This window comes from Bradyrhizobium sp. KZN70725 (assembly GCF_055264925.1).
The window spans coordinates 58028-72208 of record NZ_JBUYWT010000032.1 but is presented as its reverse complement, the minus strand read 5'-3'; the positions used below and the strand labels follow the sequence as shown (position 1 = coordinate 72208).

10 protein-coding genes and 1 tRNA gene are annotated in these 14181 nt (G+C 64.2%); 4 read left to right on the top strand and 7 right to left on the bottom strand.

Going from position 1 to position 14181, the window contains the following annotated elements:
• Nucleotides 1-291: 291 nt before the first annotated feature.
• Nucleotides 292-1134: an SDR family NAD(P)-dependent oxidoreductase gene (locus ACZBJS_RS26750; protein WP_225648490.1), complete on the bottom strand. Its 843-nt coding sequence runs from the start codon at nt 1132-1134 to the stop codon at nt 292-294.
• Between the two features lie 179 nt (nt 1135-1313).
• Between ACZBJS_RS26750 and ACZBJS_RS26745 the strand changes: the two genes are divergently transcribed.
• Both ACZBJS_RS26745 and ACZBJS_RS26740 read left to right on the top strand, forming a co-directional pair.
• A complete protein-coding gene (locus ACZBJS_RS26745) occupies nt 1314-2276 on the top strand; it encodes a sensor histidine kinase (protein ID WP_057015384.1) in 963 nt (320 codons plus the stop codon).
• A gap of 204 nt (nt 2277-2480) precedes the next feature.
• The gene (locus tag ACZBJS_RS26740) at nt 2481-4253 is read left to right on the top strand and encodes a putative bifunctional diguanylate cyclase/phosphodiesterase (protein ID WP_057015383.1); all 1773 of its coding nucleotides are present in this window, start codon (nt 2481-2483) and stop codon (nt 4251-4253) included.
• A 167-nt stretch (nt 4254-4420) separates the two neighbouring features.
• Here the strand turns inward: ACZBJS_RS26740 and ACZBJS_RS26735 are convergent, their stop codons facing one another.
• Entirely contained in the window at nt 4421-5059 is a 639-nt protein-coding gene (locus ACZBJS_RS26735; RefSeq protein ID WP_057015382.1) for a carboxymuconolactone decarboxylase family protein, read from the bottom strand.
• 219 nt (nt 5060-5278) lie between these two features.
• Between ACZBJS_RS26735 and ACZBJS_RS26730 the strand changes: the two genes are divergently transcribed.
• Entirely contained in the window at nt 5279-5683 is a 405-nt protein-coding gene (locus tag ACZBJS_RS26730; protein ID WP_016843571.1) for a YccF domain-containing protein, read from the top strand.
• 180 nt (nt 5684-5863) lie between these two features.
• Here ACZBJS_RS26730 and ACZBJS_RS26725 read toward each other — a convergent pair whose 3' ends face one another.
• The 3 genes from ACZBJS_RS26725 to ACZBJS_RS26715 form a co-directional block, all read right to left on the bottom strand.
• Nucleotides 5864-6121, bottom strand: a complete 258-nt coding sequence (locus ACZBJS_RS26725; protein ID WP_156436045.1) for a GCG_CRPN prefix-to-repeats domain-containing protein — start codon at nt 6119-6121, stop codon at nt 5864-5866.
• Nucleotides 6122-6231: 110 nt separating this feature from the next.
• Complete coding sequence (locus ACZBJS_RS26720) at nt 6232-7272, bottom strand: alpha/beta hydrolase (RefSeq protein WP_456783194.1); 1041 nt, start codon at nt 7270-7272, stop codon at nt 6232-6234.
• Nucleotides 7273-7367: 95 nt separating this feature from the next.
• A complete protein-coding gene (locus tag ACZBJS_RS26715; RefSeq protein ID WP_168856590.1) occupies nt 7368-8447 on the bottom strand; it encodes an LLM class flavin-dependent oxidoreductase in 1080 nt (359 codons plus the stop codon).
• A gap of 130 nt (nt 8448-8577) precedes the next feature.
• Here ACZBJS_RS26715 and ACZBJS_RS26710 point away from each other — a divergent pair.
• Nucleotides 8578-8654, top strand: a tRNA-Arg gene (locus ACZBJS_RS26710).
• Between the two features lie 54 nt (nt 8655-8708).
• Here the strand turns inward: ACZBJS_RS26710 and ACZBJS_RS26705 are convergent.
• Both ACZBJS_RS26705 and ACZBJS_RS26700 read right to left on the bottom strand, forming a co-directional pair.
• Complete coding sequence (locus tag ACZBJS_RS26705) at nt 8709-9029, bottom strand: hypothetical protein (RefSeq protein ID WP_076824610.1); 321 nt, start codon at nt 9027-9029, stop codon at nt 8709-8711.
• Between the two features lie 71 nt (nt 9030-9100).
• The gene (locus ACZBJS_RS26700) at nt 9101-13924 is read right to left on the bottom strand and encodes an NAD-glutamate dehydrogenase (RefSeq protein ID WP_463439477.1); all 4824 of its coding nucleotides are present in this window, start codon (nt 13922-13924) and stop codon (nt 9101-9103) included.
• Nucleotides 13925-14181 lie beyond the last annotated feature (257 nt).

Sequence of the window (14181 nt, the reverse complement as noted above, 5' to 3'; positions counted from 1 at the left end):
ACGACGGTGGGGGTGGTTTGCGCTTCAAACGCCAAACAATGCGGCGTCATCACCCGCACATGCCGCGTGCGAGTGAGACCATTCGAATGTGTCAAGGTCGTAAGCCTGATGACCTCGCGCAACCAACTCTTCGATCGCGGACGATTTCTCCGTTCCAGACATGCCCGTGATCAAGACGCACTTCATACTTTTTCCTCGCCCTGAAGGAATCGGCAGTGCACGCTATGGATTGCTTCCGCCTTCGCCACGGTTTCGGCGGACAAGTCGCGTCGCTCGCAATGACGGATGCTGCTACCCCGCGCCCTGATCGAACGCCTTGCGCAGCGCGACGTAGCCGGCCTGCTGTTGGCTCCAGTTGCGGCCGCCGGTGATGGCGCCGTCGATGACGAGGTCATGGCCGTTGATGAAACTCGATTCGTCGCTCGCCAGGAACACCGCGGCATGCGCGATGTCGTCGGGCAGTCCGGCGCGCGGGATCGGCTGCGCCGCCTTGTAGACCTCGCGCATCACGGCCGCGGTCTTCTCCGCCGCTTCCGTCGACAGCCCGAGCGCCTTGCCGAAAATGCCGGTGGCGATCGCGCCGGGCGAGATCGAGTTGACGCGGATGCCGGACTCGCCGAGCTCCATTGCCACGCATTTGGTGAAATGGATCACCGCGGCCTTCGCGGCGCCATAGACCATCGACGACGAGAAGCCGGCGAGCCGTCCGGCGATGCTGCCATTGTTGATGATGCTGCCGGAGCCCTGTTTGCGCATGTAGGGCGCGGCATGCTTCATGCCGAGCATGACGCTGCGCACCAGCGTCGCCATCGCGGCATCGAACCGCTCGACGTCGAGGCCTTCGATGCCCCCGGTCTGCGCCGGGCCGCCGGCATTGTTGAACAGGCAGTCGATCCGGCCGAACTTCTCAACCGCAAGCGCGATCAGCGCCTGCATCTGTTCCTCGACCGTGACGTCGGTCTGACGGAACACGCAGGTCTCGCCGAGCTGTTGCGCCAGTGCCTCGCCCTCCGGCGCGCGGCGTCCGGCAATCACCACCTTCGCGCCCTCCGCGACAAAGATCTCCGCCGTGCGCAGCCCGATGCCGCTGGTCGCCCCTGTGATCACCGCGACCTTGCCGTCCAGCCGTCCCATGTCGGTCCCCTCAACTTACGTATGATGTTGCGGATATTCCCCAGCTCCTGCTGCCAATACAAGCACTTGCAAGCCGCCACGCTCGCAAGGTCCGCCTGTGGCCAGAAGGCCACAACTGCGGTTTTTCGGTCGCAGCGGCCTTATTTTGGGTCGCCTGTTCACGTGAACTGGAACGACCGATGGCGAAGTGGATCGACGATTTCAGGGCGTGTTGGCGGGGCGATGCCCAGCCGTCGGTGCGGCTTGCGGTCGCCTTCGCGGTGCTTTGTCTCGTTTTGGCCACGGCCGCGCGCTTCGGGCTCGCCCAGATCCGGCCGGATGTGTTCTTCACGCCCTATTTCCCGGCGGTGTTCTTTGCCACCGCCCTTGGCGGTTTCCGGATCGGGATCGCGACCGCGCTGGCGAGCGGCCTGCTCGGCGTCGTGCTCAATTTCAGCGGCGCGCACGCCGATCCTGCGCGCTTTGCGCTGCTGATGATCTTCTGGGTTGTGTGCGGCATCGCGATCTGGGGCGTCGAGCATTACCGTTCCCTGGTCGCACAGCAGCGCGAAGTTTCCAAACGGCTGATCGAGGAAGAGCAGTACCGCAAGGTGGTGGTCGACGAATTGCAGCACCGGCTGAAGAACAAGTCCTCGACCATTCATGCCGTACTGCATCAGGCGCTGCAGGACCGGCCCGATGTCTGGCAGCGCATCGACCATCGCATCCGCGCGCTCTCGGCGACCGACGATCTGATCGCGCGGGTCGACGGCTATGGCTGCGATATCAAGGATTTGCTGCGCTCGGAACTCGGGCCCTACGGCCACGTGCGGTTCAACCTCAATGGCGAGCAGCTGTTCCTGCCCGCCAAGCTCGCCGTCTCGCTGGCGCTGATCTTCCATGAGCTCGCAACCAACGCCGGAAAATACGGCGCCTTCTCCTCGCCGCGCGGATTTTTACAAGTGTCATGGACGGTCGACGACGGACGTCTCAACGTGATCTGGGACGAGACCGAGGGACCAGTGGTCGAGACGATCGGCGAAGCCGGCTTCGGCACCAAGCTGCTCAAGTCGGCGCTGCGGCCGTTCGACGGCAAGACCGAGATCAGTTACCTGAAGACCGGTGTTCACTGCACCATGCAGTGCAAGCTTCCGAGCTGTTGATAAGTCGGCTTTCCGGCGCACGCGCATGTGTTGATGCAACCGCGCGCTGCGCAATCGCTTTCAGCAGCGGTCGCAGCCGACATTGATACTCTGTTAATGACGATTGCCGCGACGGCTTGCGAAAGCCGTCGCGGTCTCATTCTGTCACGGCATTTCGCAGGTCCGCTTAACCAAAACTACAACGGACTTTGCCAAGGTCGGCGCATGCACAGTCTCACCAGACACGATTTTCAGGCGGGCGCGGCAGTGCCCGGCCAAGACGATATTTCCGGCAATGAATTGCGTATCCTGCGCGACCTTCTCCAACTCCTTCCGGCGGGAGTGACCGTCCAGGACGAGCAGGGCCAGATCATCCTGGTGAATGAAGCAGCCGCGAGCCAGCTGCAGCTGGCCGCCAGCGCGAGCCAGCCGTCCCCGGTCGACGAGCGCCACGCCGCCAACCTGGACCTGCTGCGCAGCGGCCGTCCGGTGGTGCTCGAGGAAACGCTCTCCTGCGGCGCATCCAAATACGTGTTCCTGACCTCGCACCGGCCCGTCCGGATCGCCGGTCGCAATCTCCTGATCTCGACCTCGACCGACATCAGCGAGCAGAAGGCGTTCGAGGACCAGCTGTTCCGCTCGGCCTATTACGACGAGCTGACCGGCCTGCCGACCCGCCGGGTGATCGAGCACCGCGTCAACGGCTTGATCCGCGACGATTCGCAAGGCCATTTCGCGCTCGCCTTCCTCGACGTCGACAACTTCAAGCACATCAACGACTATTACGGCCACGCGATCGGCGATGCGCTGCTCGTTGAGCTGTCGAAGCGACTCGGCCACGCGCTGCGCGACACCGATATCCTGTCGCGCATCTCCGGCGATGAATTCCTGCTGCTGCTCAACCCGATCAGCGGCAATGACGAAGTCGCCGAATTCATCCATGTCATGCAGGAGCGGCTGAAGGCGCCGTTCTTCATCGAGGACTCCGAGATCTTCGCCTCGACCTCGATCGGCGTCAGCCTCTATCCGATGCATGGCCGGAGCTACGAGGCGCTGCGCCAGAATGCCGATATCGCGATGTACCGCGTCAAGAACAACGGCAAGGGCTCGACCGCGTTCTTCGACAACAGCATGGAGCGCGAGGCGCTGGCGCGGATGAAGATCGAGCAGTCGCTGCGGCTGGCGATCCTGGAAAAGCGCTTCTGCTGCGCGTTCCAGGCCAAGGTCGATATCCGCACCCAGGAGGTGAAGGGCATCGAGGCGCTGGTGCGGCTGCGCGACGACGAGGGCGTGATCCAGGCGCCGGGCACCTTCATTGATCTCGCGGTCGAGCTCGGCCTGATCGACGAGCTGACGTTCCTGGTGCTGGCGGAGATCGTCAAGTCGATCGACCTGATCAACGACACGTTCGGTCCGACGGCGACGATCAGCATCAATGTCGCCGCCAAGCAGGCCTCCAACCTCGAATTCATGCGCCGGTTCGCGCGCGCGCTCGAGGAGACCGGCTTCCCCAAACGCTTCATGATCGAGGTAACCGAGGACGCGTTCGTGACGCGGTCGCATTTCCAGGACCAGATCCTGCCGATCCTGCGCGGCATCGGCGTCGGCATCTCGATCGACGATTTCGGCATCGGCTATTCGTCGCTGTCGGCGCTCGCCGATATCACCGCCGACGAGATCAAGATCGACCGCTCCTTCATCACCGACATCCATCAGCGGCCGCGCAGCCAGGGCATCTTGCGCGCAATCGAATCGCTGAGCGAGGCGCTCGGCATGACCGTGATCGCCGAGGGTATCGAGTCCTACGAGGAACTCACCTATCTGCAGGCCGCGACCAAGATCCGCTATGCCCAGGGCTATTACTTCGCCAAACCGATCTTCCTCGAGGATTTGAAGCCGGCGACGCCGGTCGCCAGCGAAACGCGCGCCAGCATGGCCGCGCGCCCCGCCCAGGAAGGCCGCCAGGGTTATTCGCGCGCCAGCGGTTTCCGGCGGTAAGCGCGCGATGTGACTGCGCTCCCTCTCCCGCTTGCGGCGGAGGGTTGGGGTAGGGGTTTCACCACGAGTCAAAACTGGGGAGAGAGCCCCCACCCGCCGCGCGCTGCGCGCACGTCGACCTCCCCCGCAGGCGGGAGAGGTAAGAACGCGAGACCACTGCAGACGCCCTACTTCTCCAGCACCGCCAACGGCTGCACGCCGTTATTCGCGGGACCGGCCTGCATCGTGATCAGCATCATCGAGACCATGTCGTAATAGCCCATGATGGCGATGATATCCGTGATGCCGCGCTCGCCGAATTTATCCAGCGCCGCCTTGTAGACAGCGTCGCTGACCTTCTTGTCGCGATAGAGCGCGATGCCGAGATCGTACAGCGCGGCCTCGTCGTCCTTCATGCTCTCGGGCCGCGTGCCCTTGGCGATCGCGTCCGCGATTTTCGGATCGAGCCCGCCCTTGATCGCCAGCGGATGGTGCGCGGACCATTCATATTGCGCGGTCCAGTGCCGCGCCGTGATCAGGATCGCCATTTCGCTGAGCCGCGCCGGCAGCGAGGTATTCCACCGCAGATACTCCGACAGGTTCGACAGCTTTGGTGCCAGATCGGGATTGCGGATATAGGCGCGGTAGGGCGGCGCGGTGAATTTGGCATTGCGCGGCGGCGCGCTGATCATGTCGGCCCAGGCCTTTTGCGCCGGCGACAGCTCCTCCGCCTTCAGCGGCGCGAAGCGCACGGCGTCCTCAGCCCGCACGGCCGACACCGACAATGCCAGCGCCGCCAAGATCCCTGCTCCGAATATTGTTCTCATTGTTGTTCTCCCTTTTCGGTGCAGGCGTCTTTGCGCCCTGCCCGGCCGCGCGAGATTAATTGCCGTCGCGATGGATGCAATGAGGTGCCAGCTGTCGTTCGGTGCCGGCCGCCGGTGAAGCGCCTCGTCACGGCAGGCGCGCGGTTAGGCCACACCTACCGCAGCGCCGGGCGGCGGCGTATATAAAGAGCAGTCCCAAGCGGCGCGAAGGTGTCAGCCATGCAGCCTGTATCTATCCTCCTGAACATCCTCTGGATCCTGATCGGCGGCGCGTGGATGGCGTTCGGCTGGCTGGTCGCCGCCGTGATCATGGCTGTGACCATTATCGGGCTGCCCTGGGCGCGCGCCGCCTTCAACATCGCCGTCTACACGCTGCTCCCGTTCGGCTCGCGTGCGGTGCGCCGCGATGAGGTGACCGGCACGTCCGACATCGGTACCGGACCGCTCGGCGTGATCGGCAATCTGATCTGGTTCATCCTGGCCGGCTGGTGGCTCGCGATCGGCCATGTGATCACTGCGATCCTGCTGGCGGTGACCATCATCGGCATCCCGTTCGCCTGGGCGCATCTCAAGCTTGCCGGCATCGCGCTGTGGCCGATCGGCAAGGTGATCGTGCCGGCGTGACGCTGGCCAGGCCGTCGACGGCTAGTGTCCCGAATCCGAAGTTCGCATCATTTGCCGCACCTTCGGAGCGAACTTCGGATTCGATAAGGACACTAGCAAACTTATGATTCTAGTGGTTTATGAATGCGAAGTTCGTGAAAGTGGCTGCCGCGAAATCGCACGAACTTCGCATTCAGCACACTAGAGCCAATCCTTCGTGGTCTGGCTGCAAGCCTGGTAGTCGCGCCGCCAGACGAAGCCAGCGCCACCACACGGCGGGCGCGGGCGCGAGGTGGCGGGACACTCATTCCTGACCCGCGCGGCGGTGCCCCAGCCGTCGATCACGCAGGCACCTCGTGAGGTCCTGTGGCAACCGTCACCGCATCCCTCTGCGGCGTTGGCCGGGGTCAAGCCGAGGAAGGCACCGGCTGTCAGAAGCGTGATCAAACCTGCTCTCATGATGTTCTCCATCGAGCTGTCGGTCGTGCTGCTCCATTCGCGGCACAAGCGTAGGCGATCTCTGTGCCGCTTGCCACCGTCTCCGCGCACAAATTCTGGTGTCGGGGGGCTCAGCGCGCTGCTTCGCAGCCGGGGATGTCGAATACGGCGGTCAGGCCGCAGGGCGAATTGAGCATCTTGCCGCCGGCATGGCCGACGCCGGGCACATCCCACACGCTGTGGTTTGGCGCGCCGCCGTCGCGGGCCTGCATCACGGCGGCATAGGAATGCCCGCGCGCGTAACGGTACGGCCCCTGGGCCTCCGCCATGCAGGATTTGTCGAGCGCGGGATGATTGGGGTTGGTGTCGAGCGTTCCGAGCAGATAGATCACGCGGCGCGCGACATAGGCCTGCTCCAGCGCAGCCGGCGAAGGCTCGGCAAGATAGGGCGGGCGGTCGTCCATACCGAATTTCCAGCTGTTGTAGCCATGGCAGTTCGCCGCGATCGCGGGCTCCGGCCGCTCCTTGGTGAAATAGGCGTAGGAGGACGGATTGGCGACCACATAGCGCACGCCGATGCCCTCGCGCAGCAGCAGCTGATCGCCCTTCACCGCGATCGCATAGCGCTGCACCACCTGGCCGCCGCCGGAATGACCGAACACGACGACCTGCTGCAGGTTCGGAAACAGCTTGCGGTCGCCGAGCTTCGCCAGGATGGCATCGAGCGCCTCGAACGAGCTCGCCGCGCTCGGCGCGAGCGCAGGCTCGCCGCCCTGCCAGCCATAGAGGCTCCAGCGCAGCGTCTCCGCCGGCAGCTTGAAGGCCTCGACGTCGGACTCGATCAGGAATTGCGGCGCGATCATCAGCGCATGCTCGCCGGCATCGCCGGCCGCGGCCTGCGCGCTCAGCGCCGCGCGAAAATAGTCGTCGGCATTGCGCAGCACGCCATGCAGCACGAGCACCGCGCGCGTAACATCCGGCAGCGGGTTGGACCAGTCGGCCGAGAGGTAGAGCGGAAAGCTCGCTTTGCCGACGGCAATCCGCGCATTGGCGATCTCCTTGACCGGTTTCCGGTCGCGCTCGGTCTGTGCCTGCGTCGCGGACGCCGCGGGTACGTGCGCCGCCGCCACGACGAGCAATGCCGCGGCCGCAAGCCAGGCCCGGTGATGCATGGTTCGACTCCGTTGCTGCCGCGAGCTCGGCTGGATCATGGCGCGTCAGGCGCAGATTCACCCGTGAATTTTCGGAAAGCTTCCGCACCCGCACCTCAGGCCACGAGCCGTCCATGATTGTTGGCGGCGAGGATCGGGCGGATCAGGCGGCCGAACCGCTCGGCCTCCTCGTCGTGCAGATAACCGGACAGGCAGAAGGAGTGGCAACCGGCATCGATGAACTGCTGCAAGGTCGCGGCGCATTGCGCGGGATCGCCGACCACCGCGATGCCGGCGCCGGGCCGCACCTTGGTGATGCCGGTCCACAGATGCGGCATCAGGAGATCGCCGTAGTCGCGCGCGAGCTGCTGCACGCGCTGGTTGGCCTCCGAGCGATTGTAGAGCGTCTTCATCTCCTGCTTCTGCCGCTCGGTGGCGTGGCGCACCAGCTGGTCGGCCGCCTCCCAGGCATCTGTCTCGTTCTCGCGGCAGATCACCTGCAGCCGCATGCCGAAGCCGATCGCATCCTCGCGGTCATGCGCCCGCGCCATCCGCCGAATCTCGGCGATATTCTCCGCGATGCGCTCCGGCAGGTCGCCCCAGAACAGATGGACGTCGGAATGCTTCGCCGACACCTCCCAGGCCTGCCGCGAGCCGCCGCCGAGATAGAATTTCGGAAACGGCTGCTGCAACGGACGCGGCCTGATATGCGCGCCGGAGATCGTGTGAAACCTGCCCTGGAAATGCACCGGGCCGCGCGTCGTCCACAGCGCCTTGAGGATCGAGACCTCCTCCTCCATCAGCGCGTAGCGTTCCTCTTTGGCATAGCGCACGCCCTCGGCCTCGACCTCGCTCTCGTTCTGGCCGGCGATCAGATTGATGCAGATCCGCCCGCCCGACATCTGGTCGAAGGTCGAGATCATCTTTGCCATCAGCACCGGGTTGATATAGCCGGGCCGCGCCGCAATCAGCGGCTTGATCCGGCTGGAGCGCGCCGCCATGAAGGCGCCCGTGATCCAGGCCTCCCAGCACACCGAGCCTACCGGGATCAGCAGATACTCGAAGCCGGCGTCCTCGGCGGCCGCGACCACGCGCTCGCAGAGTTCCGGCGAACCGGCGATCTGGGCCTCCATCAGCCCATAGGCCGTGGTGTCGCCATGCGTGGGCAGATACCAGCCGAATTCCAGCGGACGCATGGGCAAACTCCCTCGAAAGACAGCCTTTTTCCGCGGCCTGTCATACTGTCGGGAGCCAGTTTACAGCCCTTAACCAGTTGGACAACGCCGTTGCCGACGCGGAGCCAATCAGCTAAATGAACCCCTGCACGCACCCGTAGCTCAGCTGGATAGAGCGTTGCCCTCCGAAGGCAAAGGTCACACGTTCGAATCGTGTCGGGTGCGCCATTTCCGCTTCGTTCGCCGCCGTTCAATTGTAGCCTTTGCTGCGATTCCCCCAGCTTAGGGGATTCTTTCCATAACGTTGGGCCGGTTTTTCTCGAGCCAGGCGACGGCCTCGGGTCCATCGACGACACACTCGAAGGTTTCCCAGGTTGGGTCTTCCAAAGACTCCAATTGCAGTCGCTTCGCCGCATACTCAATGAGGTCGTGGAGGCGTTCGTATCCTCGTCTGTGCTCAAGGGAATCTGCAATCGCAGTGCTGGTCCATCCTCGTTGAGCCAAATCGATAATGCTCGGAGCGTCAGCCTCGCTGAACCACGGTGTGGCATCGAACTCGATGCAGCGAACATTGTCGGCGGTATGACAAGTGGCGTGGATCATTGGATTCCTCCGTTTACCGGCTAGCTACCTGCGCCAGCATCGCGCTTCTCACATCGCTGCCTCGCACGCCCTCAGGCCTTGACCAAGTCCCCCAGCAGGTTCGCCGCCACCGTCAGCTTGGCGAGGGTCAGGCCGCTGGCAGCGATCTCCTCCACCGAGCGGCGGATACGCGTCGCCTCGGGGTGAGCCGCGAGCCAGGTCTCGACGGCCTGCTGGCCAGACTGGCCGGTTGCCAGCATATCGGCGGCCAGTCTCCTTTCGGCGCCGGCGATCTGCTCGACGGCGCGATCGATGGCCATGCGTTCGAAATAATCGTTGGCCGGCACACTGCGTGCGGCGGCGATGATGCGGTCGAGACGGAAATTCGCCTCGGCGGCGTAGAAGGTCGCAGCGGCATCGCCGATGGGGCGCGTGGTGCGCTCGGCAACCGTCACGATGTCGGGAGCCGAGACCAAAGCGTCAAGATCGGCGAGCTCTCCGGCGAGGCCGGCCGGGACACCGGCGTCGGCGAGTTCCTGCCGCCGCTTGACGCGCGCGGCTTGCAAGTCCGGCGGCAAGGCAGTGTCGAGCCCGGCGACGATCTGGCGGATCGCCGGGCCGAAGCGCGCGACGACGGCCTCCAACCCGTCCTTGAAATCGGCATTGCGCACGTACCAGACCATGCGGGAGAGCAGGAGATCCTGCACTGAAGCGTAGAGGGATAGCTGCAGCTGCCCGTCGATGCAGGCGTCGAGCGCGTCGATCGCATCATTGAGCCACTTCAGGCCGTAGCATTCATCGACCGCCACATAGGCCATGACGATGGTCGGGATATCGGCGTCGGTCTCGTCGATCAAGCGCACGACGCAGGCCGGGCCGCCGCGATTGATCACCGCATTGGCGAGACTGGTCGCGATGATCTCCCGCCGCAGCCGATGCAATCCGGCGGCGGTCGGGAATTTGTCCTGAACCTCGCGCGGAAAATACTGGGAGAGTTCGCGGGCGAGATAGGGGTCATCGGGCACGCTGGTGACGAGCAGGTCATCGTAGAGGGTCAGCTTGGCGTAGGCGAGCAGCACGGCAAGCTCCGGCCGCGCGAGGGACTGGCCGCGCCGTGTGCGCTCGGTGAGCGCGGCGTCGTCGGGCAAGAACTCCACAGCGCGACTGAGCAAGCCGCGCTGTTCGAGCGACTGCATCAGGCGAGTGAGGAAACCGGTCTCGGCCACACCCTTGCGCTCGGCCAGCGACAGCGCCAGCGTCTGCAGATAGTTGTTGCGCAGCACCAGCACGCCGACCTCGTCGGTCATCGCGGCAAGCAGGCTGTTGCGGTCAGTGGGACTGAGGCGTCCCTCGCGTTCGGGGCGCGCCAGCGCGATCTTGATGTTGACCTCGACGTCGGACGTGTTCACGCCGGCCGAATTGTCGATGGCGTCGGTGTTGAGCTTGACGCCCTTCTGCGCCGCTTCGATGCGGCCGCGCTGGGTAACGCCGAGGTTGGCCCCTTCGCCGATCACCCGGGCACGCACGTCGCCGCCCGCGATGCGGATCGGATCGTTGGCGCGATCCCCGACCTGGTCGTCGCTTTCCCCGGAGGAGCGGACATAGGTGCCGATGCCGCCAAACCACACCAGGTCCGCGCGAGCCTTCAGGATCGCCGTCATCACCTCGAAAGGCGTGGCTTGCGGCTTGTCGAGATCGAGCAACGTGCGCACTTCCGGCGCAAGCGGGATCGCCTTGAGCGAGCGCGAGAACACGCCGCCGCCCTGCGAGATCAGCGACTTGTTGTAGTCCTGCCAACTCGATCGCGGCAGATCGAACAGGCGCTTGCGCTCGGCGAAGCTGGTCGATGGATCGGGTGAAGGATCGATGAAGATGTCGCGATGATCGAAAGCCGCCACTAGCCTTGTCGCCGGCGAGAGCAGCATGCCATTGCCGAAAACGTCGCCCGACATGTCGCCGACGCCGACCGCGGTGAACGGCATGGTCTGAATGTCGGTGCCGAGCTCGCGGAAGTGGCGCTTGACCGCCGTCCAGGCGCCGCGCGCCGTGATCCCCATCTTCTTGTGGTCGTAACCCTGGCTGCCGCCGGATGCGAAGGCATCGCCGAGCCAATGGTTCTTCTCGGCCGAGATCGCGTTGGCAACATCGGAGAAGGTGGCGGTGCCCTTGTCGGCGGCGACGACGAGGTAGGGGTCGTCGCCGTCGTGGCGCACGGTGGATTCGGGCGGCACGACGATGTCGCCGTCGAGATTATCGGTGAGTTCGAGCAGCGAGCGAACGAAGATGCGATAGCTTTCGGTGCCCTCCGCGAGCCAGGCGTCGCGCTTGGAAGGCGGCGGCAGGCGCTTGGGCACGAAGCCGCCCTTGGCTCCGACCGGCACGATCACGGCGTTCTTGACCTGCTGCGCTTTCACCAGGCCGAGGATCTCGGTGCGGAAATCCTGCGGCCGGTCGGACCAGCGCAAGCCACCGCGCGCAACCTTGCCGAAGCGCAGGTGGATACCTTCGACACGTGGGGAATAGACGAAGATCTCGTAGAGCGGTCGTGGAGCGGGCAAGTCGTCGATCCGGCGCGCCTCGAACTTGAAGGAGATCACCGGACGCGGGTGTCCATCCTCGCCGATCTGCCACAGATTGGTGCGAACGGTAGCCTGCACCAGATTGGTGAAGCGGCGCAGGATGCGGTCTTCATCGAGCGAGGCGACGGATTTGAGCTGTTCCTCGACCTCGGCAAGCAAAGCCGCCTCGCGCGCCGCGCGCTCGGCGTCCGTCAAGGCGAGGCGCGGATCGAGGCGGGTCTGGAACATCGCGACCAGGCTGGCCGTGATCGCGGCGTTCTTGCGCAAGGTCTCCCACATGTAATCCTGGGTGAACGGAGCGCGGATCTGGTGCAAATAACGCGACAGCGCCCGAATGGTCGAGACTTCCCGCCAACTTAGGGCGGTGCGCAGGATCAGGCCGTTATATCCGTCAGATTCGGCGCGATCGGTCACCACCGCCATGATCGAGGCTTCCAGGCGATGGCTGAATTCCGGGTTGATCTCGATGGGCTGGCCGTCACTGGTCTCGATCGTCATGTCGTGCAGCCAGACCGGCGCAGGCCTGGTACCGGGCACGACCTGATAGGTGCGTTCGTTGACCACACGCAGGCCGTGATTTTCGATCACCGGCACGCGGTAGGACAACGACAGCGGTACGGCGTCCGAAAACACCTTAAGGCCGAAGCGCCTCGGATCGTCGCCTTCGATGCGGTAAACCGAAATCGTTACCGGACGGGCCGGCGTCAGCTTTTCGACGGTCGTGATATCGGCGATCGCCTGTTCCGCGCCGAACACCTCGGTATAGCCGCCGCTGAAGGCCTGGGCATATCGGTTGGTGAGCATGCGCGCCCGCATGCCATCGGTCGACGCGGTGAGCGCGGCCTTCAGCTTGTCGGCCCAGGTCGCGGCAATGGCGCTGATCCCGGCTTCGAGCAAGGCGCGGTCGACGACGGGCGTTTTGCCTTCATAGCGCCCGATGATGAAGTGGACGCGCGCAAGCGCCCCTTCCGGGAATGACACGTAGGAGGCGGACAGCTTCCCTTTGTAGGCCTGCGCCAAAAAGGCTCCGACGCGCGTGCGGACGTCGGTGTCGTATTTGTCTCGCGGAATGAAGGTGAGGATGGAGACAAAGCGATCGAACTTGTCGACCCGCGGCAGCGCCCGGACGCGCGGGCGCTCGTAGAGGATCAGGATCTCGATGACGAAGTTGTAGAGCGTGTCGACATCGATCTGGAACAGCTCGTCGCGCGGATAATCTTCGAGAATATGCATCAGCGCCTTGCCGGAATGACCGTTCGGGTCGAAGCCCGCGCGCTGCAGCACCCGCGAAACCTTGTGGCGAACATAAGGGATCTGCCGTACCGAGCGAGTATAGGCGCCCGAGGTGAAAAGGCCGACGACGCGCAACTCGCCTTCGAGCCGGCCGTCGGGCGAGTAGAGTTTGATGCCCACATAATCCATCCGGGTGCGGCGATGGACGCGGCTGGAGACATTGGCCTTGATGACGATCAGCAGGGTCGGCTCGTGCATGAACTCGCGGATTTCCGGTGTCATCACCACCATTTCGCTGCCGCGACGCAGGACCTTCACGTCCGGATCGCGCAGAATGCCGAGGCCTTCGCCGGTTGTAATGTCGTCCGACGCGTCGCTGTCGGGCGAGAAGCGATATTTGCGCACGCCGAGGAAAGTGAAATTGTCCGCGCAGAGCCATTGCAGGAACTGATTGGCTTCGGCGAGTTCGTCGATCGGCAGCGGCGGCGGATTGGAAGAGAACGTCTTGATCGCTTCCTCGACACTGTCACGCATGACGCGCCAGTCGGCAACGCAGGCGCGGACATTGTTCAACGTCCTGGTCAGGCCGTCGATCAGCTTCTGGCGATCGGAATCCGCATCCAGGCGGGTGATGTGGAGATGAATCAGGCTTTCGCGCGCGCCCTTTGCTCCGTCCGGCAGTGCTTCCCCGTAGAATCGCAGCAGCTTGCCTCCATCGTCGCGCTCCACCGCGATGATCGGGTGAGCGACCAGGGTGACCTCGAGGCCCTGATCGGCGAGCTCCGCCATGGTGGAATCGAACAGGAAAGGCATGTTGTCGTTGAGAATTTCGAGCACGGAAATCTCGCGTCCGTTCGGCAACGTCGGATTGACGACGCGGATATCGGCGCTGCCGGCCGTGCGCCGCTGCACGTGCTCCCAGGCCTGCTCCGCCAGCAGGGCAAGCGAGGCGGCATCGTAATTGGCGAGATCCTCGATATTGGTGTAGCCGAACAAGGGCTCGGCAAAGGCCCGGGGGCTCTTGCCCGCTGGCACGCTGCCCGCTGCATCGCGGATCAGGGCTGCCCGGGCCTTGTCGTCACGCCACGCCATAATGTCCTCCATTTGCCGTGCCGTCCGATCGCAGCCGCGACCATCCGCTTGATTCTGGAGTGCATCTCTTCGTGCGTCGCGATCGAATGCTACGCGAAATCCTAGCTTCGACGGCTGCCGACGACAATACTACGATCCCGCAGCGAACGGCGCACGCTGTCGTGAGGCGTGCTGAATTTCGCTTGCGACAGCGGGTGGGCCGAAGACGGTGGCCGAACGACTGGGGCAGGAAAAATCACATGCAATTTCAATTATGTAATGGGTTCGCG